Genomic DNA, 24,514 nt, shown 5'->3' with positions numbered 1-24,514 from the left:
TTTTAGGCCTGTTTGAGCAACTGCAAGAGGGCCATGGGGGTTTCGATCGCAGCATCGGCCTCCCAACGGGCCACTTCGGCCTGTTCACCCATGTATCCGTAGGTGGCGGCCACCGTCCGCATACCGGCGGCGCGGCCGGCCACGATGTCGCGCTCGTCGTCGCCGACGTAGACACAATGCACGGGCGCCACGCCCAGCCGGCGTGCGGCCTCGAACAGGGGCTCGGGGTGCGGCTTGGCATACGGCGTGGTGTCGCCGCTGACGATCGCCCGGGCGCTCTCGAACAGCGGCATTGCACGCGTCAGCGGCGCGGTGAACCGAACCGATTTGTTGGTGACGACGCCCCAGGGAAGCCCGCGTGCGCGCAGCTCCTCCACCAGTTCGGCCACGCCATCGAAGACTTGCGTGTTGCGCAGCATCCGCGACTCGTAGTTGACGAAGAATTCCTCGCGCAACGCCGCAAATTCGGGGGCCTCGGGCGTGAGCCCGAAGGCCACCCCCAGCATGCCGCGGGCGCCGGCACCGGCCATCGGCCGGTAGCGTTCGAGCGGCAGCGAAGGCAGGCCACGCTCGGTGCGCATCTGGTCCGCCGCGGCGCCGAGGTCGGGAGCGCTGTCGATCAGGGTTCCGTCCAGGTCGAACAGGACGGCGTCGATACGGCCCTCCATCACAGCCCCGCCGCCGGCTTCTGGGTGGCGAACATGTAGTTCACGCTGGTGTCGCCGCTGAGCCAGTAGCGACGGGTCAGCGGGTTGTGTTCCAGGCCGCGGGTATGGCGCAGGTCGAGCCCGGCGGCGCGGCAGTGGGCAGCCAGTTCGCTCGGGCGGATCAGCTTCTGGTATTCGTGCGTGCCGCGCGGCAGCATGCCGAGCACATACTCGGCGCCGACGATCGCCAGCATGAAGGCCTTGAGATTGCGGTTGATGGTCGAGAAGAAGACCCAGCCGCCGGGTTTCGCGAGATCGGCGCAGGCCTTGACGACCGAGGCCGGTTCGGGCACGTGTTCGAGCATTTCCATGCAGGTGACGACATCGAAGCTGGCCGGCTGTTCGGCCGCCAGCGCCTCGGCGCTGACCGCACGGTACTTGACGCCGCGCGTGCCGGCCTCGAGCGCATGCAGCTGCGCCACCTTCAGCGCCTTGTCGGCGAGGTCGATCCCCAGCACCTCGGCGCCCTTGCGCGCCATCGAATCGGCCAGGATGCCGCCGCCGCAGCCGATGTCGAGCACCCTGCGGCCGGCGATCGGCGAAATGCCGTCGATCCAGTCGAGGCGCAGTGGATTAATTTCGTGCAGCGGGCGGAATTCACTTTCGAGATCCCACCAACGGTGCGCGAGTTCGGAGAATTTGGCGAGCTCTGCCGGATCGGCATTCACGGGTTCGGTCATGCAGCGATTATGAATCGCCGCGAATTGCTTCGGAATCCAGCGCGTCGAAACCAAATGCCGACATCGGACCGGCCATAAAAAAACCCCGCCGGGGCGGGGTTTTTTTCAGTGATTCTTGCAAATCACTTGTTGGGGCGGGTACCGACCACTTCGATTTCCACGCGGCGGTTCTTGGCGCGGCCTTCGGCGGTGCGGTTGTCAGCGATCGGCTGGCTCTTGCCCTTGCCTTCGGTGTACACGCGGTTCTTTTCGATGCCCTTCGAGACCAGATAGGCCTTGACGGCTTCAGCGCGGCGGACCGACAGCTTCTGGTTGTACTGCACGGTACCGATCCAGTCGGTGTGACCCACGGCGATGATCACTTCGAGGTTCACGTCCTTGATCTTCGAGACCAGGTCGTCCAGCTTGGCGCGGCCTTCAGGCTTCAGGACGTACTTGTCGAAGTCGAAGAAGGCGTCAGCAGCGAAGGTAACCTTCGAAGCAGCGACTGCCGGGGGAACCGGAGCCGGTGCAGGGGCGGGTGCAGCCACAGGAGCGACAGGAACCAGAGCACCGTCGCAGCCAGCTGCAGCCGTTGCGGGCGTCCAGTTGGCATCGCGCCAGCACAGTTCATTGGTGCCGTTCTTCCAGACCAATTCGCCGGTGCCGTTTTGCCAGTTATCGATCGCCGGGCCGCCATTCGCGGCGGTGACACGGGTCTGCGCGCCGGCGGCAGTGGCGAGCGCAGCGACTGCAAACATCATCGCCACTTTATTCAGTTTCTTCATGGTTCTCCTCTTGGGGAAAAAGCCGCAGCCGCGCTGCGAATCAAGGACGCTTTAAGTGACCACCACCCAAAACGTTGAGGCGATTGTGCCATAGGGTCTTTGGCAAACACCCCGGCAGACGCCCCGGAAGCGTGGGACTGGGGCCGAATACAGGCCATGTGTTGCGGCGGTGCGACACCCTTCGCAGCGTAAAATTCCGCCTCCCTTGCCGTCTGCGTGCCGCCCATGACCTCGTTCGCCAAAGAAACACTCCCCATCAGCCTCGAAGAGGAAATGCGCCGCAGCTATCTCGATTACGCCATGAGCGTGATCGTCGGGCGGGCCCTTCCCGACGCCCGGGACGGCCTCAAACCGGTGCATCGGCGCGTGCTGTTCGCCATGCACGAGCTCAACAACGACTGGAACCGGCCCTACAAGAAGTCGGCCCGTATCGTCGGCGACGTCATCGGCAAGTACCACCCGCACGGCGATCAGTCGGTCTACGACACGATCGTGCGGATGGCGCAGAACTTCTCGATGCGACACATGCTGGTCGACGGCCAGGGCAATTTCGGCTCGGTCGACGGTGACATGGCGGCCGCCATGCGCTATACCGAAATCAGGCTGGCCAAGATCGCTCATGAAATGCTGGGCGATATCGACAAGGAAACCGTCGATTTCGGTCCCAATTACGACGGCTCGGAAAAAGAACCGCTGGTATTGCCGAGCAAGTTGCCGAATCTGCTGGTCAATGGCGCCGGCGGTATCGCGGTCGGCATGGCGACCAATATTCCGCCGCACAATCTGAACGAGGTGGTCGACGCCTGCCTGCACCTGTTGCGCCATCCCGAGGCCAGCATCGACGACCTGATGGAGATCGTGCCGGCGCCCGACTTCCCCACGGCCGGGATCATCTACGGCATCAACGGCATCAAGGACGGCTACCGCACCGGCCGCGGCAAGGTCGTGATGCGCGCCAAGTGCCATTTCGAGGACATCGACCGTGGCCAGCGCCAGGCGATCATCGTCGACGAGCTGCCCTACCAGGTCAACAAGAAGACGCTGCAGGAGCGCATGGCCGAACTGGTGCACGAGAAGAAGATCGAAGGCATCAGCCACATCCAGGACGAGTCCGACAAGTCGGGCATGCGGCTGGTGATCGAGCTCAAGCGCGGCGAGGTGCCCGAGGTCGTGCTGAACAACCTCTACAAGCAGACCCAGCTGCAGGACACCTTCGGCATCAACATGGTGGCCCTGGTGGACGGCCAGCCCAAGCTGTGCAACCTGAAGGACCTGATCGAGGTCTTCCTGCAGCACCGCCGCGAGGTGGTGACCCGCCGCACGGTGTTCACGCTGCGCAAGGCGCGCGAGCGCGGCCACGTGCTCGAGGGCCTGGCGGTGGCGCTGGCCAACATCGACGAGTTCATCGCGATCATCCGCAACGCACCGACGCCGCCAGTGGCCAAGGCCGAACTCATGACCCGCGCCTGGGACAGCAAGCTGGTGCGCGAGATGCTGACCCGTACCCGCACCGACGGCGGCGTGATCAACGCCGACGACTACCGGCCGGACGGGCTCGAGCGCGAATACGGCATGCATGCCGACGGCCTTTACAAGCTGTCGGACACCCAGGCCCAGGAAATCCTGCAGATGCGCCTGCAGCGCCTGACCGGCCTGGAGCAGGACAAGATCGTCGCCGAGTACAAGGAAGTGATGGCGGAGATCGACGACCTGCTGGACATCCTCGCCAAGCCGGCGCGGGTCTCGGTGATCATCGGCGACGAACTCGCCACCATCAAGCAGGAGTTCGGCCAGAGCAAGCTCGGCGCGCGCCGCAGCCTGGTCGAGCACAGCGCCTTCGACCTGTCGACCGAAGACCTGATCACGCCCACCGACATGGTCGTGACCCTGTCCCACAGCGGCTACATCAAGAGCCAGCCGCTGGGCGAGTACCGGGCGCAGAAGCGCGGCGGCCGCGGCAAGCAGGCCACGGCGACCAAAGAGGACGACTGGATCGACCAGTTGTTCATCGCGAACACGCACGACTACATCCTGTGCTTCTCGAACCGCGGCCGGCTCTACTGGCTCAAGGTCTGGGAAGTGCCGGCGGGATCGCGCGGATCGCGCGGCCGGCCGATCGTCAACATGTTCCCGCTGCAGGAAGGCGAGAAGATCAACGTGGTGCTGGCGCTCACGGGGGAGAAGCGCACCTTCCCGGCCAACCAGTACGTCTTCATGGCGACTTCGATGGGCACGGTCAAGAAGACCGCGCTCGACGAATTCAGCAACCCGCGCAAGGCCGGCATCATCGCGGTCGACCTCGACCCTGGCGACTACCTGATCGGCGCCGCGCTGACCGACGGCGCGCACGACGTGATGCTGTTCTCCGACGGCGGCAAGGCGGTGCGCTTCGACGAGAACGATGTCCGTCCGATGGGCCGCAATGCCCGCGGCGTGCGCGGCATGACGCTGGAGGACAGCCAGGGCGTGATCGCCATGCTGGTGGCCGAGGACGAAGCCCAGAGCGTGCTCACGGCGACCGAAAACGGTTACGGAAAACGTACAAGCATTACCGAGTACACGCGACACGGCCGGGGAACCAAGGGCATGATCGCGATTCAACAGAGTGAACGTAACGGCAAGGTGGTGGCTGCGACTCTCGTGCATGCCGACGACGAGATCATGCTCATCACCGACAAGGGTGTCCTCGTGCGCACCCGAGTCTCCGAAATCCGCGAAATGGGGCGTGCGACGCAAGGCGTCACCCTGATCGGACTCGACGAAGGCGCCAAGCTCAGCGGGCTGCAGCGCATCGTCGAGAATGACGCGAATATCGAGAATGAACCCGGCGCCGACGACCCTACCACCCCATCTTCAACGGAGAATCCCCAGTGAAAAAAATCAAACTCGCGCTTCTGACGGTCGCACTCGCCGGCAGCTCGCTCGCCATGGCCCAGGACAAGGCGACGCTGATCAAGCAGTTCATCGACATGCAGCGCCCCGGCATCGAATCGCTTGCGCGCGGGCTGGTCGAGCAGTCGAGCGCTCCGATCGCGCAGGCCGGTTCGCAGTACCTGCAGACCCAGGTGCCGGCCGACAAGCGCGAAGCCGCCGCCAAGGCAGCTGACGCCGAACTCAAGAAATACTTCGACGACGCCTACCCGATCGTGCGCGACAAGGCCGTGCAGCTCGCCCCGGGCGCGCTGACCCCGATCATGGAGCAGAACTTCAGCGAAGAAGAACTGCGCCAGCTCATGGCCTGGATCAGCTCGCCGCTGAGCAAGAAGTACCAGGAAATCAACCCCAAGCTGCAGACCGCGCTGACGGAGAAGCTGGTGGGCGAAACCCGCGCCACCATCGAACCGAAGATGGTCGCACTCGACGCCAGTGTCGCCAAGGCGCTGGGCGCACCGACCAACGCGGGTGGAGCAGCCAAGGCAGCGCCGGCCAAGGCGCCCGCCAAGAAGTGACGCAGCGCGCGGGTCCGCGCCCGTACAACTTTTCCGCCGGTCCGGCCGCAATGCCGGAAGCGGTGCTGCAGCGCGCCGCCTCCGAGATGCTGGACTGGCACGGCAGCGGCATGGGCGTGATGGAGATGAGCCATCGCGGCAAGGAGTTCGGCGCGATCTGCACGCAGGCCGAGGCCGACATCCGCAGCCTGCTCGCGGTGCCGTCGCAGTTCCACATCCTGTTCATGCAGGGCGGCGGGCTCGGCGAGAACGCGATCGTGCCGATGAACCTGTCGCGCGGGACCCGCGCCGACTTCGTCCTCACGGGCAGCTGGAGCGTCAAGTCGCAGAAGGAAGCCCAGCGCTACTGCGAGGCCAGGGTGGTCGCGAGCAACGCGGCAGACGGGCACACCCGGCTGCCGGACCCGGCCGGCTGGCAGCTGTCGACGGATGCCTCGTACGTGCACGTCTGCACCAACGAGACCATCAACGGCATTGAATTCCAGCAGTTGCCGGACCTGGCCGCGCTCGGCAGCAAGGCGCCGCTGGTGATCGATTTCTCCTCGCACGTGGCGTCGCGGCCGGTCGACTGGTCGCGCGTGGGACTGGCCTTTGGCGGCGCCCAGAAGAACCTCGGCCCGGCCGGCCTCACGATCGTGATCGTGCGCGACGACCTGCTTGGGTCTGCCCTCGAGATCTGCCCGAGCGCCTTCAACTACAAGACGGTGGCGGACAACCACTCGATGTACAACACGCCCCCGACCTGGGGCATCTACATCGCCGGGCTGACCTTCCAGTGGCTCGCGCAGCAGACCGAAGGCGAACTCACGGGCATCGCGGCCATGGAAGCTCGCAACATCGCCAAGGCGCGGCTGCTGTACGACTTCATCGACGGCTCGGACTTCTACGCCAACAAGGTCGACCCTGGTTGCCGCTCGCGCATGAACGTGCCTTTCTTCCTTGCCGACGAGAGCCGCAACGAAGCCTTTCTCGCGGGCGCGCGCGAGGCCGGACTGCTGCAGCTCAAGGGCCACAAGTCGGTCGGCGGCATGCGCGCGAGCATCTACAACGCCATGCCGCTGGCCGGCGTGCAAGCCCTGGTGGGCTACATGCGAGAATTCGAACGGTCGCGTGCGTAGAGGCACGCGCAACTGACCGAATGACCGCACCTGAACCCACGCCCTCCGTCCCTGACACCTCCTCCGGCCTGGCCGATCTGCGCGTGCAGATCGACTCGCTCGATCAGCAGCTTCTCGACCTCCTGAACCGGCGCGCCCGCGTCGCCGAACAGGTTGGCGAGGTCAAGAAGCGCGAAGGCACGCCCTTCTTCCGTCCCGATCGCGTCGCGCAGGTGATCGAGAAGATGCAGCAGAGCAACGCCGGCCCGCTGAAGGCGCTGCACGTCGCGGCCATCTGGCGCGAGATCATGTCGGCCTGCCTGGCCCTCGAGTCGCCGCAGCGCGTCGCCGTGCTGGGCCCCGAGGGCACCTTCTGCGAACAGGCCGCGGTCGAGTACTTCGGCGGCGCCGCCGACCTGGTCTATTGCGCCAGCTTCGACGAGGTCTTCCATGCCACGGCGGCCGGCAGCGCGCAATACGGCGTGGTCGGCGTCGAGAATTCCACCGAAGGCGTGGTCACCCGATCGCTCGACCTGTTCCTGCATTCGCCCACCCACGTGGTCGGCGAGGTCAGCCTGCTGGTGCGCCATCACCTGCTGCGCTCGAGCAATTCGCTCGAAGGCGTCGAGGCCGTGCTGGCCCACCCGCAGGCGCTGGCGCAGTGCCAGACCTGGCTCGCGAAGCACCTGCCGAATGCGGAGCGGCGCGCCGTCTCCAGCAACGCCGAAGGCGCCCGGCTGGCGGCCGGCAACCCGGCCTGGGCCGCGCTCGCCAGCGAGCGCGCGGCCACCCGCTTCGGGCTGCACATCGTCGCCCACGCGATCCAGGACGACTCCTACAACCGCACCCGTTTCGCCATCATCTGCCTGCCCCAGACGCTGGCGATGCCGCCGGCCTCGGGCCGCGATTGCACCAGCCTGGTGGTGTCGGTGCCGAACCAGCCCGGCGCGGTCCACGACCTGCTGATGCCGCTCAAGACCAACAACGTCTCGATGACCCGCTTCGAATCGCGCCCCGCGCGCACCGGCCAGTGGGAGTACTACTTCTACATCGACCTCGACGGGCATCCTTCGCAGCCCAACGTCGCCGCCGCGCTCGTCGAACTGCGCAAGCTGTGCGCGTTCTACAAGGTTCTCGGCGCCTACCCCATCACTGCCTGAGGCCACCGGACGATGTTCGAACAGTTGGGTCTGATCGGCTGCGGATTGATGGGCGGCTCGTTCGCGCTGGCGCTCAAGCGCGCCAAGCTGGTCAAGCGGGTGGTGGGCTACAGCAAGTCGCCCTCGACCACCGAACGCGCCCGGCAGCTCGGCGTGATCGACGTCGCGGCGCCCTCGGCGCTGCTCGCGATGTCGGGCGCCGACCTGGTGCTGATCGCGGTCCCCGTGGGTGCTTCCGAGCAGACCTTCAAGGCCATCCGCCACGGCATCACGGAGCAGATGCTGGTGATGGACGTGGGCTCGACCAAGGGCGACGTCATCGAGGCCGCGCGACGCGGGCTGCAGGACCAGATCGGCGCCTTCGTCCCCGCGCATCCGATCGCCGGCAAGGAAGTGGCGGGCGTGGAGCATGCGGATGCCGGCCTCTACGCCGGACGCCAGGTGGTGCTGACGCCGATCAAGGCCACCCTGCGCTCCAACGTCCAGCGCGCCACGCGGGTCTGGACCAGCATCGGCGCCAAGGTGGTGACGATGACGCCCGAGGCGCACGACAGCGCCTTCGCCGCCGTCAGCCACCTGCCCCACCTGCTGGCCTTCGCGTTCACCAATGCGATCGCCGCCAACCCGCAAGGCGGGCGCTTCCTGGAACTGGCCGGCCCGGGTTTCCGCGACTTCACGCGCATCGCGGCCGCCGACCCGACCATGTGGCGCGACGTGCTGCTGGCCAATCGCGACCAGGTGCTGCTGCAATCGCGCGCCTTTCGCGATGCATTGGCCGAACTCGAGGCACTGATGAGCGCGGGCAACGCACAGGCGCTCGAAGATGCGATAGCAGCCGCCAGCCGGGTGCGGGCCCAATGGCAGCCAGGCGCCGCCGCTTCGCCCGACTGAGACGACACCCCTCCCCCAGGCCTGCCCATCCCGGCTGACATGTTCTCAACACCTTTCCTCGACATTCCGCCGCTGGCGGCGGCGGCCGGCACGGTTCGCCTGCCGGGCTCCAAGAGCATCTCCAACCGCGTGCTGCTGCTGGCCGCGCTGGCCAGCGGCACGACCACCGTGCACGACCTGCTCGACTCGGACGACACGCGGGTCATGCTCGACGCGCTGGCGGCACTGGGTTGCGGCATCGAGCGGGCCGGCGACAAGCTGCGCATCGAAGGCCTCGGGGGAAAGCTGCGAACGCCCTCGGCCTCCCTGTTCCTCGGCAACGCGGGCACCGCGATGCGACCGCTGACCGCCGCACTCTCGCTGCTCGGCGGCGAGTTCGATCTGCGCGGCGTGCCGCGGATGCACGAGCGGCCCATCGGCGACCTGGTCGACGCGCTGACGCAGCTCGGCTGCCGCATCGACTACCTCGGCAACCCGGGCTTCCCGCCGTTGCGGATTCACCCGGTCGCGCTCGATGCGCTCCAGCTCGACGGCCCGATCCGCGTGCGCGGCGACGTCTCGAGCCAGTTCCTGACCGCCCTGCTGCTGGCGCTGCCACTGGCGTCCAATGCACCTGCCCCCACGCTCCCCGCTTCGCGTGGTTCGCTGCCCCCCCCTGGGGGCGGCCCGGCGGCGGGACGCGACATCGTGATCGACGTGGTCGGCGAACTGATCTCCAAGCCCTACATCGAGATCACGCTGAACCTGCTCGCGCGCTTCGGCATCGCGGTGCAGCGCCAAGGCTGGCAGCGCTTCACGATTCCGGCCGGCAGCCGCTACAGCTCGCCCGGCGATATCCACGTCGAAGCCGATGCCTCGTCGGCCAGCTACTTCATTGCGCTGGGCGCCATCGCCAACGGCGCGGGCATCCGGATCGAAGGCGTCGGCGCCGACTCGATCCAGGGCGACATCCGCTTCATCGATGCCGCGCGGCAGATGGGCGCGCACATCGACAGCGGGCCGAACTGGCTCGCGATCTCGCGCGCGGCCTGGCCCCTGAAGGCGATCGACCTCGACGCCAACCACATTCCCGATGCCGCCATGACCCTGGCCGTGATGGCGCTCTACGCCGACGGCCCGAGCACGCTGCGCAACATCGCGAGCTGGCGCGTGAAGGAAACCGACCGCATCGACGCCATGGCCAACGAATTGCGCAAGCTCGGCGCCACGGTCGAGGACGGGCCGGACTTCATCCGCGTCCATCCCCTGGCGGCGGCAGACTGGCGGGCGGCCAGCATCAAGACCTACGACGACCACCGCGTGGCGATGTGCTTTTCGCTGGCGGCCTTCAATCCGGCCGGCGTCGGCGTGCGGATCCTGGAGCCGCACTGCGTTGCCAAGACCTTCCCGGACTATTTCGAGACCTTGTTCTCGGTGGCCGAGGCCGCCGAGGTGCCGGTGATCTGCATCGACGGTCCGACCGCGTCCGGCAAGGGCACGCTGACGGTCCAAGTCGCGCTGCGGCTCGGCTACCACTACCTCGACTCGGGCACGCTGTACCGCGTGACGGGGCTCGCGATGCGCCGCGAGGGCCTCGACGCACTGCCCGAGCACGAGACGCACATCGCCGAGCTGGCACGCGCGCTGCCCCTGGTCTTCAGCGAGGGCAAGGTGCTGCTGGCCGGCGAGGACGTGAGCGACGCGGTCCGCACCGAAGCCGCCGGCATGGACGCCTCCCGCGTGTCGGCGCTGCCGGCCGTGCGCGCCGCCCTGCTTGCACTGCAACGCAGCTTCCGGCGCCTTCCCGGCCTGGTGGCCGATGGTCGCGACATGGGCACGGTGATATTCCCCGACGCCGATCTCAAGATCTATCTCACGGCGAGCGCCGGCCAGCGCGCCGAACGGCGCCATAAGCAGTTGATTTCAAAGGGTATTTCAACTACAATTGCCAGCCTTCGCGCCGACCTGGAAGCGCGAGACCTGCGGGATTCGTCCCGCAAGGTGGCGCCACTCAAGCCGGCGCCTGATGCCCGCCTCCTGGACAACTCCTTGCTTTCGGTCGAGCAATCGATCGAACAGGTGCTGCACTGGTGGCAGGAAGTACAGCCTTTCAAGTCTTCTTGATCGGCATTTCGATCCAGCAGGTCCCCGCCGCGCGACAGCGCACCGGCCTGCTGGTTGTTCAACCCTAACCGGGCCCCAAAGCCCACACAACCGCCGTCTCCAGACCCAAGCCAGTCGCAATCGTGCTGCTGCAAACCCTGCGTGACGGAAGGAAAAACACATGTCTGAATCTTTTGCCGACCTATTCGAAGAATCCCTGAAGCGTTCGGAGATGCGCACCGGTGAGGTCATCACCGCCGAAGTCGTGCGCGTCGAACACAACCACGTCGTGGTCAACGCAGGCCTCAAGTCCGAAGCCTACGTGCCGATCGAAGAGTTCAAGAACGACAAGGGCGAGCTCGAAGTCCAGGCCGGCGATTTCGTTTCGGTTGCCATCGGCAGCGTCGAAAACGGCTACGGCGACACCATCCTCTCGCGCGACACCGCCAAGCGTCTGGCTTCGTGGCTCGCGCTCGAGAAGGCCCTCGAATCCGGCGACTTCGTCACCGGCACCACGAGCGGCAAGGTCAAGGGCGGCCTCACGGTGCTGGTCAACGGCATCCGCGCCTTCCTGCCGGGCTCGCTGATCGACACGCGTCCGATCAAGGACCTGACCCCGTACGAGAACAAGACCCTCGAATTCAAGGTCATCAAGCTCGACCGCAAGCGCAACAACGTGGTGCTCTCGCGCCGCGCCGTGGTCGAAGCCAGCATGGGCGAAGAACGCGCCAAGCTGATGGAAACCCTGAAGGAAGGCGCAGTCGTGCGCGGCGTCGTCAAGAACATCACCGAATACGGTGCGTTCGTCGACCTCGGCGGCATCGACGGTCTGCTGCACATCACCGACATGGCATGGCGCCGCGTCCGCCATCCGAGCGAAGTGGTGCAGGCCGGCCAGGAAATCACCGCCAAGATCCTCAAGTTCGACACCGAGAAGAACCGTGTCTCGCTGGGTCTGAAGCAAATGGGCGACGACCCGTGGATGGGCGTTTCGCGCCGCTACCCGCAATCGACCCGCCTGTTCGGCAAGGTCACGAACATCGCCGACTACGGCGCGTTCGTCGAACTCGAGCCCGGCATCGAAGGCCTGGTGCACGTCTCCGAGATGGACTGGACCAACAAGAACATCGCTCCGAACAAGATCGTCTCGCTGGGCGACGAAGTCGAAGTCATGGTTCTGGAAATCGACGAAGACAAGCGCCGCATCAGCCTCGGCATGAAGCAGTGCAAGGCCAACCCGTGGCAAGAGTTCGCGCAGAACACCAAGCGCGGCGACCGCGTCAAGGGCCCGATCAAGTCGATCACCGACTTCGGCGTGTTCGTGGGTCTGGCTGCCGGCATCGACGGCCTGGTTCACCTGTCCGACCTCTCGTGGAACGAGCCCGGCGAAACCGCCGTGCGCAACTACAAGAAGGGCCAGGAAGTCGAAGCGATCGTGCTGGCCGTGGATGTCGACCGCGAGCGCATCTCGCTGGGCATCAAGCAGCTCGACAGCGATCCGTTCACCACCTTCACGACCGTGAACGACAAGGGCCAGATCGTGACCGGCAAGGTCAAGACCGTGGACGCCCGCGGCGCTGAAATCGACCTCGGCGAAGACATCATCGGCTACCTGCGCGCCAGCGAAATCTCCCGCGATCGCGTGGAAGATGCACGCAACGTGCTCAAGGAAGGCGACGAAGTCACGGCCGTGGTGGTCAATGTGGATCGCAAGACCCGCAACATCCAGCTGTCGATCAAGCAGAAGGACATGGTCGACGAGCAAGGCGCCATGGCCAGCCTGAGCCAGCAGTCGGCACGCGAGAACGCGGGCACGACCAGCCTGGGCGCCCTGCTGCGCGCCAAGCTGGACAACAGCGACAAGTAAGCTGCGTCCGGGGACAGAGCTGGCGCCCGGCGCCGCTCTGTCCTTTTTTTTTCGTCCTACATTCCTCTTTGCCATGACCCGCTCCGATCTCGTCGAGGAACTCGCAGCCCGCTTCGCGCAGCTGACGCACCGCGATGCCGAATACGCCGTCAAGACCATCCTGGACGCGATGGGCGATGCGCTGGTGCGCGGGCATCGCATCGAGATCCGCGGCTTCGGCAGCTTCACGGTGAACCGGCGCCCGCCACGCATCGGACGCAATCCGCGTTCGGGCGAGAGCGTGCAGATCCCCGAGAAGCGCGTGCCGCACTTCAAGCCGGGCAAGGCCCTGCGCGAGGCGGTCGACGCGCGCACGGCGTTGCTCGACGCAGAGAAGCAGAAACACGGCTGACGATCCAGCCGACATAGAATTCCCCGGCCAACGGGGACCCGCATGAAATATCTCCTGTGGCTGCTCAAGGCAGCCATTTTTTTTACCCTCTTCGCCTTCGCGCTGAACAACCAGCACGACGCCACCGTCTACTTCTTCTTCGGCACCTCGTGGCGCGCGCCGCTGGTGCTGGTGGTGCTGGCCGCCTTCGCGGGCGGCCTCGTGGTGGGTGCGCTCGGCATGCTGCCGGGCTGGTGGAAGCACCGCAGCGCGGCGGCGCAACTGCCCGCGGCCCCGGTCCCGCCCGTGACCGCCTCCGCCGCCCCGGCGCCACCCGCGGCCACCACCGACCTGCCCGCCGTGCGTCAACATGGACTTTGATTTCAGCTGGTTGCTGCTCAGCCTGCCGCTGGCGTTCGTGCTCGGCTGGCTGGCTTCGCGCTTCGACCTGAGGCAGCTCAGGATCGAGAACCGCCAGGCCCCCAAGGCCTACTTTCGCGGCCTCAACTTCCTGCTCAACGAGCAGCAGGACCAGGCCATCGACGCCTTCATCGAGGCGGTGCAGAACGACCCCGATACGCAGGAGCTTCACTTTGCGCTCGGCAACCTGTTTCGGCGCCGCGGCGAATACCAGCGCGCGGTGCGCGTGCACGAGCATCTGCTGGGCCGGGGCGACCTGAGCCGCGCCGACCGCGACCGCGCACAGCACGCGCTGGCGCAGGACTTCCTGCGCGCCGGATTGCTCGACCGCGCCGAAGCCGCACTGCAGAAGCTCGAAGGGACACGCTACGAGAACGAGGCCCGGCTGTCGCTGCTGGCGATCTACGAGCGCTCGCGCGAATGGGCACAGGCCGAAGACGTCGCCCAGAAGCTCGAGGGGGGGCGGCTGCCGCCGGCGGGGGCGCGGGCGCGGGCGGCSCCGCGCCCGGCGATCGACACCGCCACGCTGCAACTGCGCAAGGGCGAGGCGGCAACGGCTTTCGACACGCTGGCGGCGCTGAGTGAAACCGCCCCGCTGGCGCTCCCGCTGTATGCGGCGGCCATGCAGCAAGCCGCGGTCGCGTCGCAGCGCTCGGGCGAGGCGCTCGCGCTGCTGCAGCGCCGCTATATCGCATCGCCCTCGATCGACGTGCTCGAGGCGATCATCGCGCTCGGCGGCACGCCGGCATTGCCCGAGGACGCCCCGTCGGACGACGCGGCGACCTCACCCGAGCCGCGCGACGGTTACATCGCCCATCTGGCGCATCACCCCTCGCTGGTGGCGGCGTCGCGCTGGCTGGCGGGCGAACGCTTCGAGAACGAGCAGTTCCACCCGCAGGTGCAGCGCTCGCTCGACCAGGCGACCCGGCCGTTGATGCGCTACCGCTGTGCAGCCTGCGGCTTCGAGGCCCACCAGTACTTCTGGCATTGCCCGGGCTGCCAGGCCTGGGACAGCTACCCGCCGCGGCGCGTCGAGGAACTCTAGAGAACAAGGCCCCCACGCTCCCCCACTGCGTGTGGGTCGCTGCCCCCCGAGGGGGAAGCAGCAGGCCGCCCGTCCGTGCGAAGCGCGGACTTCGCCGCGCTGGCGGCCCGGCGCCGGCCTGACTTCCGCCGGCCGCCCTTCGCCGCTATCATGTTCCGCGCCGGGCGCACTCGGCGCGCGGTGGGGCGTTTCGGCGCTTCTCACACCATGTCAGGGAGAGAAAAAATGATGAAGAAGATCGTGGCCATTGCGGCCATGTTGTTTGCGGTCGCCTCCTGGGCGGCGGTCGATGCCAACAAGGCGACCGATGCGGAGCTCGATGGCGTCAAGGGCGTGGGTCCGGCGCTTTCCAAGCGCATCATCGAAGCGCGCAAGGAGGCGCCGTTCAAGGACTGGCCGGACTTCATGACCCGGGTCAAGGGCGTGAAGGAGAAGGCGGCGGCCAAGCTGTCGGCCGAGGGCCTGACGGTGAACGGACAGGCATTCGGTGCAGCGCCGGCGCCGGCGCCGGCGCAGGTTGCCACGAGCGAGGTCAAGGCCGAGCCGAAGAAGGCCGCCGCCGGCGCAGCCAAGGCGGCTTCCAAGCCGTGATCGCACGCACGGCGCACGAGCGCCGTTGCTGATCCCAAGCCGCCCCCGGGCGGCTTTTTCATGGCCGCGTTACTCCTGCGCGGCGCCGCCGATGGCAGGGAAATGCCCAAGCGGTGGCCCGATATTTGCACGTATGCTGCCCGTCGCCTGTTCCACTTTCGCACGTTCCGGAGAGCCCATGAATCACAAGTTCGGCATCGCACTCGCTGGCCTCACCCTCAGCGCGGCAGCCTTCGCTCAGACCAAGTGGGACCTGCCCACGGCCTACCCCGCCACCAACTACCACACCGAGAACATCACCCAGTTCTCGAAGGATGTCGATGCGGCGACCGGCGGCAAGCTCAAAGTCACCGTGCATGCCAACGCCTCGCTGTTCAAGGCGCCCGAGATCAAGCGCGCGGTGCAGAGCGGCCAGGCCCAGGCCGGCGAGATCCTGCTGGCGAACTTCGCCAACGAGAACCCAATCTACGCGATCGACGGCGTGCCCTTCCTCGCCACCACCTACCCGGAGGCGAAGAAGCTGTACGACGCGTCCAAGCCGGCGATGGAAAAGCTGCTTGCGGCCCAGGGCATCAAGGTGCTGTTCGTGGTGCCCTGGGCGCCGCAGGGCATCTACTCGAAGAAGGAGATTGGCTCGGTGGCCGACCTGCGCGGCATCAAGTGGCGCGCCTACAGCCCAGCCACCGCCAAGATCGCCGAACTGATCGGGGCGCAGCCGGTGCAGATCCAGCAGGCCGAACTCAGCGCGGCCATGGCCACCGGCGTGATCGAGAGCTACATGAGCTCGGGCTCGACCGGCTACGACACCAAGACTTACGAGAACATCAAGAACTTCTACGACACGCAGGCCTGGATTCCGAAGAATGCGGTGCTCGTGAACCAGAAGGCCTTCGACGCGCTCGACCCTGCCACCAAAGGCGCCGTCACGAAGGCCGCCGCGGATGCCGAAGCGCGCGGCTGGAAAGTCGCGCAGGAGAAGAACGAGGAATACAAGCGCCTGCTGGCTGAACGCGGCATGAAGATCCACAAGCCGTCGCCGAAGCTTGATGCCGACATGAGGCAGGTCGGCGGCATCATGCAGGCCGACTGGCTCAAGGCGGCCGGCGCCGACGGTGCGGCGATCATCGACACCTACAAGAAAAAATGATGAAGCCCCCACGCTCATCGCTTCGCGTATCGCTGCCCCCCGAGGGGGCTGAATGCCGCGGCTCCACGCCTGCCTGCGCAGGCTTGGACGGCATGAAGAGCCGCTGCGTCTCGCAGCGGTGCGGCCTGCAAGGCCAGGCCTCCCGCCGGGCCGCCCCAAGGGAGGCCTGAGCGATGCGTCGCTGGCTCAACCGCCTGTACGACGGCGCCGGGGCACTGGGCGCGTTCTGCGTGTTCCTGATCTTCGTGCTGATGGTCCTGGCCGGCGTCGGCCGCCAGGTGAACTGGCACGTGAGCGGGCTCAACGACGTGGTCGCCTGGCTGTGCGCCGCCGCGGCTTTCTTCGCCATGGCCCACGCGTTCCGCCATGGCGACTTCGTGCGCGTCACGCTGCTGCTCGAGGCCGTGTCGCCGAAGTTCCGGCGCGCGCTGGACGTCGGCTGCCTGCTGATCGCCGCGGTCGCGGTGGCCTACCTCACCTACTCGGCGACCAGCTTCACCTGGGAGAGCTACGAGTTCGCCGAGATGGCGACCGGTCTGGTCGTGATCCCGATCTGGATTCCGCAATCGACCTTCGTGCTCGGCTGCTGGCTGCTCTTGATCGCGATGATCGACGAGCTCGTCGGCGTGGTGCGGGGCGAGAAGCCCAGCTACCAGCGCGCGGTCGAGGAACGCCACGCGGCCGGCGATTTTTCTTCGGACGTCTAAGGCATCCATGCTCGAAACTCTTCTGATGGGCGCGCTGCTGCTCGCCATCATGCTGGTACTGCTGGCCGGCGGTGTCTGGATCGCGATGACCCTGGCCATCGTCGGCTGGGTCGGCCAGGCCTTCTTCGCCAACACGCTGCCGGCCAAGAACCTGTTCTCGTCCTTCTGGGAATCAAATGCGTCCTGGGAACTGGCGGCGCTGCCGCTGTTCATCTGGATGGGCGAGATCCTGTTTCGCACCAAGCTCAGCGAGGAGATGTTCGAAGGCCTGCGCCCCTGGCTCAACCGCGTGCCCGGGCGGCTGATGCACACCACCATTCTCGGCTGCGGCGTGTTCGGCTCGGTCTCTGGCTCGTCGGCCGCGACCTGCGCCACGATCGCCAAGGTGGCGCTGCCGGAGCTGCTGCGTCGCGGCTACAACGAGAAGCTGGCGATCGGCTCGCTCGCGACCGCAGGCACGCTCGGCATCCTGATTCCGCCCTCGATCACGATGGTGGTCTATGCGGTGGCAGCCGACGCATCGATCATCCGCATCTTCCTGGCCGGCTTCCTGCCGGGCCTGCTGCTGATGGTGCTGTTCTCGGGCTATATCGGCTGGTGGAGTCTGCGAAATCCGGACCAGGTGCCGCCAGCCGATCCGCCGACCAGCTTCATGGAGAAGATCCGGCTCTCGGGCAACCTGATCCCCTGCGCGCTCCTGATCGTCTTCATCGTCTGGGTGCTGGTCGCGGGCTGGGCCACGGCGACCGAATGCGCGGCCTTCGGCGTGCTGGGCGCGCTGGCCATCGCCGCCTGGGGCCGAAGCCTCACCTGGAAGAACTTCAAGGACGGGATCATGGGTGCCACGCGCACCAGTTGCATGATCATGTTCATCCTGGCCGGCGCGGCCTTCCTGACCAAGACCATGGCCTTCACCGGTATCCCGCGCGAACTCGCCGAGTGGGTCGACTCGATGCACCTGTCGCCCTATGCGCTGATCGGCGCGCTGGTGGGGGTGTATCTCGTGCTCGGCACCGCTCTGGACGGTATCTCGATGATCGTGCTGACCAGCGCCGTGGTGCTGCCGATGATCCAGAAGGCAGGCTTCGACCTTGTGTGGTTCGGCATCTTCATCGTGCTGCTGGTCGAGATCGCCGAGGTGACGCCGCCGGTCGGCTTCAACCTCTTCGTGCTGCAGAACATGACCGGCAAGGACAGCAACCTGATCGCCAAGGCGGCGATCCCCTTCTTCTTCTGCCTCGTGCTTTGCATCGCGATCATCACGGTGTTCCCCGCCATCGTGACGATCCTGCCCGATCTGGTGATGGGCGCGGAGAAGTAACCGGCAGGTGGCTGGCTATCATCGCCCGATGTTGTTGAACGTCGTCGTCATCTGCGTCTCGGCCTGCGCCGGCGCCCTGCTGCGATGGGGCTTCTCGGCCTGGCTCAGTCCGGGCGGCCTGCTGCCCTGGGGCACGCTGGCGGTCAACCTGATCGGCGGCTATCTGGTCGGGCTCGCCATCGCCGGGTTCACCGCGCTGCCGGACATCGATCCGGTCTGGCGCCTGGTCGTCGTCACGGGCTTCCTCGGATCCCTCACCACCTTCTCGAGCTTCTCGGCCGAGGTCGTCGGCATGCTGGTCGGCGGCCGGCCCGGGCTGGCCTTAAGCACCGTGGCGCTCCACCTGGGCGGCTCGCTGCTGCTGACCTGGCTGGGCTTCCGGACCGTGCAGCAATTCATCGCCTGATCCGGGGATTGGCCGCGGGGTCGGTCGATAGAATCGACCGCAATGCCCCTTGTTTCCCTCGTTGCACTCCCCTTCATCGCCAGCGTGCTCGCCGCACTGCTGCCATCGAACGCGCGCAACCGGGAGTCGACACTGGCGGGCCTGGTCGCGCTGGGCTGCGCGGTGCAGGTCGGGTGGCTGTTTCCGAGCATTTCCAACGGCAACGTGATCCGTCAGCAAGTCGAGTGGCTGCCCGCGCTCGGCCTCGACCTGACGTTCCGCATGGACGGCTTCGCCTGGCTCTTCTGCATGCTGGTGCTGGGGATCGGCGCGCTGGTGGTGCTCTATGCGCGCTACTACATGTCGGCCTCGGACCCGGTGCCGCGCTTCTTCTCGTTCCTCCTCGCCTTCATGGGCGCGATGATGGGCGTGGTGCTGTCGGGCAACACGATCCAGATGGTGATGTTCTGGGAACTCACCAGCCTGTTCTCCTTCCTGCTGATCGGCTACTGGCACCACCGGCGCGATGCGCGGCGCGGCGCCAGCATGGCGCTCACCGTGACCGCCGCCGGCGGCCTGTGCCTGCTGGCCGGCGTGCTGCTGCTCGGCCGCATCGTCGGCAGCTACGACCTCGACATGGTGCTGGCCTCGGGCGACCTGATCCGCGCCAGCACGCTCTATCCGGTGGTGCTGGTGCTGGTGCTGCTCGGCGCCTTCACCAAGAGCGCACAGTTCCCGTTCCACTTCTGGCTGCCGCGCGCCATGGCGGCGCCGACACCGGTCTCGGCCTACCTGCACTCGGCCACCATGGTGAAGCTCGGCGTGTTCCTGCTGGCGCGGCTGTGGCCGGTGCTCTCGGGCACCGAGCAGTGGTTCTGGCTGGTGGGTGGCGCCGGTGCGATCACGCTGCTGCTCGGCGGCTACATCGCGATGTTCCAGCGCGACCTCAAGGCGCTGCTGGCCTATTCGACGATTTCCCACCTCGGGCTGATCACGCTGCTGCTCGGCCTCAACAGCCCGCTGGCAGCGGTCGCGGCGGTGTTCCACATCATGAACCACGCGACCTTCAAGGCCTCGCTGTTCATGGCGGCAGGCATCATCGACCACGAGACCGGCACCCGCGACATCCGCAAGCTCAGCGGCCTGCTGAAAGTGATGCCGATCACCGGCACGCTGGCGATCATCGCCAGCGCGTCGATGGCCGGCGTGCCGCTGCTCAACGGCTTCCTGTCGAAGGAGATGTTCTTCGCCGAGACCGTCTTCATCCAGTCGACGCCCTGGGTCGACAAGAGCCTGCCGGTCATCGCCACGCTGGCGGGCATCTTCAGCGTCGCCTATTCGGCGCGCTTCGTCTTCGACGTCTTCTACGGCCCGCCCTGCGGACCCGACGTACCGAAGCAGCCCCATGAACCGCCGCACTGGATGCGCGTGCCGGTCGAATTGCTGGTGCTGGTCTGCCTGGTGGTCGGGGTGGCGCCGGCCTGGTCGGTCGGCGCCTTCCTCGCCGCGGCGGCCACGCCGGTGGTGGGCGGCGAGCTGCCCGCCTACAGCCTGGCGCTGTGGCACGGCTTCAACCTGCCCTTGCTGATGAGCTTCATCGCACTGGCGGGCGGTGCCCTGCTCTATCTGATGCACCGACGCGGCCGCCGCCGCGGCGCCCTCGAGTACACGCCGCTGCTGCACGGCCTCGATGGCCAGCGCGTGTTCGAGAACGTGATGGCCCGGCTCAGCGAGGCCGGCCGCCGAAGCCGGCGCCTGCTCGGCACCCGCCGGCTGCAGACGCAACTGATGCTGCTGGTCGCGGTCGCAGTGGCCGGCGCCGGCGCCGCGCTCTGGATCACGCCGGTGGCCCGCGGCGCGCGCGCGCCGCTGCCGTTCTCGCCGATGTTCGCGATGACCTGGCTGATCGGCGCGGTCTGTGCGCTGAGCGCGGCCTGGCAGGCCAAGTTCCACCGGCTCGCCTCGCTGATGCTGGCCTCGGGTGCGGGGCTGGTGTGCTGCATCACCTACATCTGGTTCTCGGCGCCCGACCTGGCGCTCACGCAACTGGTGGTGGAAGCCGTGACCACCGTGCTGATCCTGCTCGGCCTGCGCTGGCTGCCGATGCGCGATGCGCAGGCCGATCGCGATCGCCACGGCCTGCGGCCGCTGGCGCGACGCGGGCGCGACCTGGGGCTGTCCATCGCGGCCGGCGCCGGCCTCGCCGCGCTGGCCTGGACCGTGATGACCCGCAATTTCCCGCAGAGCATCTCGCCCTTCTTCCTCGACCATGCACTGACCGACGGCGGCGGCAGCAACGTGGTCAACGTGATGCTGGTCGACTTCCGCGGCTTCGACACCTTGGGCGAGATCACCGTGCTGGGCGTGGTGGCGCTGACGGTCTACGCGCTGTTGCGCCGCTTTCGTCCGGCGCCCGAATCGATGGCGCTGCCGATCCAGCAGCGCCTGCAGCCGGACGACGGCAGCAGCGACCTGATCAACCCGCGCCGGGCCAAGGACACCGCGGTCGGCTACCTGATGGTGCCGGCCGTCCTGGTGCGGCTGCTGCTGCCGCTGTCGGTGCTGGTGTCGGTCTATTTCTTCATGCGCGGCCACAACCAACCGGGCGGCGGCTTCGTCGCCGGGCTCGTGATGTCGGTGGCGCTGGTGCTGCAGTTCATCGTCTCGGGCACCGAATGGGTCGAGGAACACCTGCGCATCTACCCGCGGCGCTGGATCGCGGCCGGCTTGTTGCTGGCGCTGGCCACCGGCGGCGGCGCCATGGCGCTGGGCTACCCCTTCCTCACCACCCACACCGCGCACCTGCACCTGCCGCTGCTGGGCGAGGTGCACGTGCCGAGCGCGCTGTTCTTCGACATGGGCGTGTTCTCGCTGGTGCTCGGAGCGACCATGCTGATCCTGACTGCCCTCGCCCACCAATCGATCCGCAGCCATCGCTGGGTCGACGAACAGGAAGAGAAGGAAGCCGCGCGCACCGCGGCCGAAGCGGAGGCCGCCGCCTGATGGAAGTCGTGCTCGCCATCGCCATCGGCATCCTGGCCGGCTCGGGTGTCTACCTGCTGCTGCGCCCGCGCACCTTCCAGGTCATCATGGGCCTGACCCTGATCTCCTATGCGGTCAACCTCTTCATCTTCAGCATGGGCCGGCTCAAGGTCGACAGCGAACCGGTGCTGACGCCGGGCGTGCGCGCCACGCTCGCCAACACCGCCGACCCGATGCCGCAGGCGTTGGTGCTGACCGCGATCGTGATCGGATTCGCGATGACCGCGCTGTTCCTGGTCGTGCTGCTGGCCTCGCGCGGCCTCACGGGCACCGACCACGTGGACGGCCAGGAACGCCGGGAGCCGCAGGAATGAACGAGCTGTTCGCCTTCCTCGACCGCCTGCTCGACTTCAGCATGCCGCACCTGATCGCGGTGCCGATCCTGGTGCCGATGCTCACCGCCGCCCTGATGCTGCTGCTCGGCGAGCAGCGCCGCCGCACCAAGTCGGCGCTCAGCGTGGTCTCGGGCCTGGTCGGCCTGCTGGCCGCGCTGGCGCTGCTGCGCTGGGTCAACGCGCCCGACACCGGCGGCGGGCCCGGCTCGATCGGCGTCTACCTGCCGGGCAACTGGCGCGCGCCTTTCGGCATCGTGCTGGTGGCCGACCGGCTGTCGACCATGATGGTCGCGCTGACGGGCGTGGTGGCCTTCGCCGCTTCGATCTACTCCACCTCGCGCTGGGACCGCGCCGGGGTTCACTTCCACCCGCTGCTGCAGCTGCAGCTCATGGGCCTCAACGGCGCCTTCCTGACCGGCGACCTGTTCAACCTGTTCGTCTTTTTCGAGGTGATGCTGGCCGCCTCCTACGGCCTGCTGCTGCACGGCTCCGGCCGGCTCCGGGTGCAGGCCGGACTGCACTACGTGGCGATCAACCTCGCGGCCTCGTCGCTGTTCCTGGTCGGCGCCGCGCTGCTCTACGGCGTGACCGGCACGCTCAACATGGCCGACCTCGGCGTGCGCATCGCGCAGATCGCGCCGGCCGACCGCGGACTGGTGCACGCCGCCGCCGCCATCCTGGCCACCGCCTTCTTCGCCAAGGCCGGGGCCTGGCCGCTCAACTTCTGGCTGGTGCCGGCCTACAGCGCCGCGGTGTCGCCGGTGGGCGCGGTGTTCTCGCTCCTGACCAAGCTCGGCATCTACACGCTGTTGCGCCTCTGGACCCTGCTGTTCGCGCCCGACACCGGCGCCTCGGCCCAGTTCGGCCAGGGCGTGCTGGTGGTGATCGGGCTCGCGACACTGTTCGTCGGCGCGCTCGGCATCGTCGGCACGCAGCGGCTGTCGAACCTCGCGGGCTTCAGCGTGCTGATCTCGGCCGGCACCCTGCTGGCTGCGATCGGCTTCGGCCAGCCGGCCGTCTGGGCCGGTGCGCTCTATTACCTGCTGAGCTCGACGCTGGCGGCCAGCGCCTTCTTCCTGCTGATCGACATGGTCGAGCGCTGGCGCAACGCCGGCTTGAGCGTCGCGCCGCACGAAGCGGCCGGCGGCGCCCCCTTCCTGTCGGAGGACCTCCAGAGGCTCGACGACGTGAACCTCGACGACGATGCCCAGGCGCTCTACGGCCGCGCCATCCCGGCCGGCGTGGTCTTCCTCGGCCTCAGCTTCGTCGGCTGCACGGTGCTGCTGGCGGGCCTGCCGCCGCTGTCGGGCTTCGTGGGCAAGTTCGCGATGCTCTCGGGACTGCTCGACGCCGGTCATGTCACTTCGGCGGCCTGGACCTTCATGACGCTGCTGCTGGTGTCGGGCTTCCTGTCGCTGCTCGCGCTGGGCCGCACCGGCATCCGTCATTTCTGGACCCAGGCCCACGCGACCATGCCCGCGCTGCCCGCGCTCGAGGTGCTGCCGGTCGCCGCGCTGCTGGGGACCTGCCTTGCGCTCACGCTCGCCGCCGGCCCGGTGATGCTGCATGCCGCCGCCACCGCCGAGGGCCTGCTCACGCCCACCGCCTATCGCAACGCCGTGCTCGGCGCGATCCAGGTCCCCAATCCGGTCGCCCCTGCTGCGAAAGCCGCCAAATGATGAAGCGCTGGCTGCCCTCCCCGTCGCTGTCGCTGGCCCTGTTCGTGGTCTGGCTGCTGTTGAACCAGTCGCTGGACGCAGCCACGCTGCTGCTGGCGGCGATCCTCGCGCTGGCGGTGCCGGTGCTGACCCAGTCGCTGCGCCCCGCCAGGGTCCGGATGCGCCGCCCCGCGGTGGCGCTGCGCCTCTGCGGTGTGGTCGCCTACGACCTGGTCCATTCGGCGCTGACGGTGGCGCGCCTGCTGCTGACCCGGCGCAATGACCAGATGGCGCCGCACTTCGTGCGCGTGCCGCTCGAAGTGCGCGACCCCAACGCGCTGGCGGTGCTCGCGATGATCATCTGCCTGACGCCCGGCACCGCCTGGGGCGAGATCTCCCTCGACCGCTCGACCCTGCTGATCCACGTGTTCGACCTCGACGACGTGCCGGCCTTCGTCGCCATGGTCAAGGCGCGCTACGAACGGCCGCTGATGGAGATCTTCGAATCATGACGCCCGTCCTCCTGTGGGCGCTCAAGCTCGCGCTGCTGCTGCTGGCGGTGGCCATGCTGTGCGCGCTCTACCGCCTGCTGATCGGCCCCACCGCGCAGGACCGCGTGATGGCCCTCGACTGCCTCTACATCAACGGCATGCTGATGATGCTGGTGCTCGGCATCGTCTATGCCAGCAACGTCTACTTCGAGGCCGCGATGCTGATCGCGCTGTTCGGCTTCGTCGGCTCGACCGCGATCGCCAAGTTCCTGCTGCGCGGCGAGGTGATCGAATGAGCGCCG

The 24,514-nt window shown here is 67.3% G+C and carries 23 protein-coding genes; 20 read left to right on the top strand and 3 right to left on the bottom strand.

What is annotated here, in order from left to right:
* Positions 1-2 precede the first annotated feature (2 nt).
* The 3 genes from gph to ompA all read right to left on the bottom strand — a co-directional run bounded on the left by gph (position 3) and on the right by ompA (position 2,154).
* The gene (gene gph, locus AC1DYK_RS24695) at positions 3-668 is read right to left on the bottom strand and encodes a phosphoglycolate phosphatase (RefSeq protein ID WP_478168674.1); all 666 of its coding nucleotides are present in this window, start codon (positions 666-668) and stop codon (positions 3-5) included.
* Positions 668-1,387 carry a bifunctional 2-polyprenyl-6-hydroxyphenol methylase/3-demethylubiquinol 3-O-methyltransferase UbiG gene (gene ubiG, locus AC1DYK_RS24690; RefSeq protein WP_478168673.1) on the bottom strand — a complete coding sequence of 240 codons (720 nt, stop codon included), beginning with the start codon at positions 1,385-1,387 and terminating at the stop codon, positions 668-670. The genes gph and ubiG overlap by 1 nt, the downstream gene beginning before the upstream one ends.
* A gap of 122 nt (positions 1,388-1,509) precedes the next feature.
* Positions 1,510-2,154, bottom strand: coding sequence for an outer membrane protein OmpA (gene ompA, locus AC1DYK_RS24685; RefSeq protein WP_478157555.1), 645 nt, complete (start codon positions 2,152-2,154; stop codon positions 1,510-1,512).
* Between the two features lie 225 nt (positions 2,155-2,379).
* Here ompA and gyrA point away from each other — a divergent pair, with 225 nt between their 5' ends.
* From gyrA to AC1DYK_RS24585, 20 genes are all read left to right on the top strand, one after another.
* Positions 2,380-5,028, top strand: a complete 2,649-nt coding sequence (gene gyrA / locus AC1DYK_RS24680) for a DNA gyrase subunit A (RefSeq protein ID WP_478168672.1) — start codon at positions 2,380-2,382, stop codon at positions 5,026-5,028.
* A complete protein-coding gene (locus tag AC1DYK_RS24675; protein WP_478088148.1) occupies positions 5,025-5,603 on the top strand; it encodes a DUF2059 domain-containing protein in 579 nt (192 codons plus the stop codon). The genes gyrA and AC1DYK_RS24675 overlap by 4 nt, the downstream gene beginning before the upstream one ends.
* Positions 5,604-5,653: 50 nt before the next feature.
* Positions 5,654-6,721: a 3-phosphoserine/phosphohydroxythreonine transaminase gene (serC, locus tag AC1DYK_RS24670; RefSeq protein ID WP_478168732.1), complete on the top strand. Its 1,068-nt coding sequence runs from the start codon at positions 5,654-5,656 to the stop codon at positions 6,719-6,721.
* Between the two features lie 20 nt (positions 6,722-6,741).
* The gene (gene pheA / locus AC1DYK_RS24665; protein WP_478168671.1) at positions 6,742-7,860 is read left to right on the top strand and encodes a prephenate dehydratase; all 1,119 of its coding nucleotides are present in this window, start codon (positions 6,742-6,744) and stop codon (positions 7,858-7,860) included.
* 12 nt (positions 7,861-7,872) lie between these two features.
* Positions 7,873-8,751, top strand: coding sequence for a prephenate dehydrogenase (locus AC1DYK_RS24660; protein ID WP_478168670.1), 879 nt, complete (start codon positions 7,873-7,875; stop codon positions 8,749-8,751).
* 39 nt (positions 8,752-8,790) lie between these two features.
* Complete coding sequence (locus AC1DYK_RS24655) at positions 8,791-10,854, top strand: bifunctional 3-phosphoshikimate 1-carboxyvinyltransferase/cytidylate kinase (RefSeq protein WP_478168669.1); 2,064 nt, start codon at positions 8,791-8,793, stop codon at positions 10,852-10,854.
* Positions 10,855-11,014: 160 nt separating this feature from the next.
* Positions 11,015-12,700 carry a 30S ribosomal protein S1 gene (gene rpsA, locus AC1DYK_RS24650; RefSeq protein WP_478157550.1) on the top strand — a complete coding sequence of 562 codons (1,686 nt, stop codon included), beginning with the start codon at positions 11,015-11,017 and terminating at the stop codon, positions 12,698-12,700.
* Positions 12,701-12,773: 73 nt separating this feature from the next.
* Positions 12,774-13,091, top strand: a complete 318-nt coding sequence (locus AC1DYK_RS24645; protein WP_478088158.1) for an integration host factor subunit beta — start codon at positions 12,774-12,776, stop codon at positions 13,089-13,091.
* 42 nt (positions 13,092-13,133) lie between these two features.
* On the top strand, positions 13,134-13,451 hold the full coding sequence (locus AC1DYK_RS24640) for a LapA family protein (RefSeq protein ID WP_478088160.1): 318 nt from the start codon (positions 13,134-13,136) through the stop codon (positions 13,449-13,451).
* Positions 13,441-14,535, top strand: coding sequence for a lipopolysaccharide assembly protein LapB (locus AC1DYK_RS24635; RefSeq protein WP_478168668.1), 1,095 nt, complete (start codon positions 13,441-13,443; stop codon positions 14,533-14,535). Before AC1DYK_RS24640 ends, AC1DYK_RS24635 begins: the two co-directional genes overlap by 11 nt.
* A gap of 225 nt (positions 14,536-14,760) precedes the next feature.
* Positions 14,761-15,126 (top strand): ComEA family DNA-binding protein, encoded by a 366-nt coding sequence (locus AC1DYK_RS24630; RefSeq protein ID WP_478168667.1) that lies wholly within the window; start codon positions 14,761-14,763, stop codon positions 15,124-15,126.
* Between the two features lie 178 nt (positions 15,127-15,304).
* On the top strand, positions 15,305-16,273 hold the full coding sequence (locus tag AC1DYK_RS24625) for a TRAP transporter substrate-binding protein (protein WP_478168666.1): 969 nt from the start codon (positions 15,305-15,307) through the stop codon (positions 16,271-16,273).
* A gap of 173 nt (positions 16,274-16,446) precedes the next feature.
* The gene (locus AC1DYK_RS24620; protein ID WP_478168665.1) at positions 16,447-16,980 is read left to right on the top strand and encodes a TRAP transporter small permease; all 534 of its coding nucleotides are present in this window, start codon (positions 16,447-16,449) and stop codon (positions 16,978-16,980) included.
* Between the two features lie 7 nt (positions 16,981-16,987).
* Entirely contained in the window at positions 16,988-18,301 is a 1,314-nt protein-coding gene (locus AC1DYK_RS24615) for a TRAP transporter large permease (protein ID WP_478168664.1), read from the top strand.
* A 28-nt stretch (positions 18,302-18,329) separates the two neighbouring features.
* Positions 18,330-18,707 (top strand): fluoride efflux transporter CrcB, encoded by a 378-nt coding sequence (crcB, locus tag AC1DYK_RS24610; protein ID WP_478168663.1) that lies wholly within the window; start codon positions 18,330-18,332, stop codon positions 18,705-18,707.
* A 42-nt stretch (positions 18,708-18,749) separates the two neighbouring features.
* Complete coding sequence (locus AC1DYK_RS24605) at positions 18,750-21,689, top strand: monovalent cation/H+ antiporter subunit A (protein ID WP_478168662.1); 2,940 nt, start codon at positions 18,750-18,752, stop codon at positions 21,687-21,689.
* Positions 21,689-22,042, top strand: a complete 354-nt coding sequence (locus tag AC1DYK_RS24600; protein WP_478168661.1) for a Na+/H+ antiporter subunit C — start codon at positions 21,689-21,691, stop codon at positions 22,040-22,042. The genes AC1DYK_RS24605 and AC1DYK_RS24600 overlap by 1 nt, the downstream gene beginning before the upstream one ends.
* Complete coding sequence (locus tag AC1DYK_RS24595) at positions 22,039-23,742, top strand: monovalent cation/H+ antiporter subunit D (RefSeq protein ID WP_478168660.1); 1,704 nt, start codon at positions 22,039-22,041, stop codon at positions 23,740-23,742. Before AC1DYK_RS24600 ends, AC1DYK_RS24595 begins: the two co-directional genes overlap by 4 nt.
* The gene (locus AC1DYK_RS24590; RefSeq protein ID WP_478168659.1) at positions 23,742-24,233 is read left to right on the top strand and encodes a Na+/H+ antiporter subunit E; all 492 of its coding nucleotides are present in this window, start codon (positions 23,742-23,744) and stop codon (positions 24,231-24,233) included. The genes AC1DYK_RS24595 and AC1DYK_RS24590 overlap by 1 nt, the downstream gene beginning before the upstream one ends.
* A complete protein-coding gene (locus AC1DYK_RS24585; protein WP_478092978.1) occupies positions 24,230-24,508 on the top strand; it encodes a K+/H+ antiporter subunit F in 279 nt (92 codons plus the stop codon). The genes AC1DYK_RS24590 and AC1DYK_RS24585 overlap by 4 nt, the downstream gene beginning before the upstream one ends.
* Positions 24,509-24,514: the final 6 nt, after the last annotated feature.

The organism is Variovorax sp. P2_H12, assembly GCF_056403395.1.
This window is presented reverse-complemented; position numbering and strand designations above follow the sequence as displayed.

Coding starts and splice junctions, on each gene's coding strand:
- gyrA (WP_478168672.1), top strand. CDS start 2,380: ATGACCTCGTTCGCCAAAGAAACACTCCCCATCAGCCTCGAAGAGGAA.
- crcB (WP_478168663.1), top strand. CDS start 18,330: ATGTTGTTGAACGTCGTCGTCATCTGCGTCTCGGCCTGCGCCGGCGCC.
- serC (WP_478168732.1), top strand. CDS start 5,654: ATGCCGGAAGCGGTGCTGCAGCGCGCCGCCTCCGAGATGCTGGACTGG.
- ubiG (WP_478168673.1), bottom strand. CDS start 1,387: ATGACCGAACCCGTGAATGCCGATCCGGCAGAGCTCGCCAAATTCTCC.
- AC1DYK_RS24605 (WP_478168662.1), top strand. CDS start 18,750: ATGCCCCTTGTTTCCCTCGTTGCACTCCCCTTCATCGCCAGCGTGCTC.
- AC1DYK_RS24630 (WP_478168667.1), top strand. CDS start 14,761: ATGATGAAGAAGATCGTGGCCATTGCGGCCATGTTGTTTGCGGTCGCC.
- AC1DYK_RS24645 (WP_478088158.1), top strand. CDS start 12,774: ATGACCCGCTCCGATCTCGTCGAGGAACTCGCAGCCCGCTTCGCGCAG.
- gph (WP_478168674.1), bottom strand. CDS start 668: ATGGAGGGCCGTATCGACGCCGTCCTGTTCGACCTGGACGGAACCCTG.
- AC1DYK_RS24660 (WP_478168670.1), top strand. CDS start 7,873: ATGTTCGAACAGTTGGGTCTGATCGGCTGCGGATTGATGGGCGGCTCG.
- AC1DYK_RS24595 (WP_478168660.1), top strand. CDS start 22,039: ATGAACGAGCTGTTCGCCTTCCTCGACCGCCTGCTCGACTTCAGCATG.
- pheA (WP_478168671.1), top strand. CDS start 6,742: ATGACCGCACCTGAACCCACGCCCTCCGTCCCTGACACCTCCTCCGGC.
- AC1DYK_RS24640 (WP_478088160.1), top strand. CDS start 13,134: ATGAAATATCTCCTGTGGCTGCTCAAGGCAGCCATTTTTTTTACCCTC.
- AC1DYK_RS24625 (WP_478168666.1), top strand. CDS start 15,305: ATGAATCACAAGTTCGGCATCGCACTCGCTGGCCTCACCCTCAGCGCG.
- rpsA (WP_478157550.1), top strand. CDS start 11,015: ATGTCTGAATCTTTTGCCGACCTATTCGAAGAATCCCTGAAGCGTTCG.
- AC1DYK_RS24655 (WP_478168669.1), top strand. CDS start 8,791: ATGTTCTCAACACCTTTCCTCGACATTCCGCCGCTGGCGGCGGCGGCC.
- AC1DYK_RS24600 (WP_478168661.1), top strand. CDS start 21,689: ATGGAAGTCGTGCTCGCCATCGCCATCGGCATCCTGGCCGGCTCGGGT.
- AC1DYK_RS24615 (WP_478168664.1), top strand. CDS start 16,988: ATGCTCGAAACTCTTCTGATGGGCGCGCTGCTGCTCGCCATCATGCTG.
- AC1DYK_RS24585 (WP_478092978.1), top strand. CDS start 24,230: ATGACGCCCGTCCTCCTGTGGGCGCTCAAGCTCGCGCTGCTGCTGCTG.
- AC1DYK_RS24590 (WP_478168659.1), top strand. CDS start 23,742: ATGAAGCGCTGGCTGCCCTCCCCGTCGCTGTCGCTGGCCCTGTTCGTG.
- AC1DYK_RS24620 (WP_478168665.1), top strand. CDS start 16,447: ATGCGTCGCTGGCTCAACCGCCTGTACGACGGCGCCGGGGCACTGGGC.
- ompA (WP_478157555.1), bottom strand. CDS start 2,154: ATGAAGAAACTGAATAAAGTGGCGATGATGTTTGCAGTCGCTGCGCTC.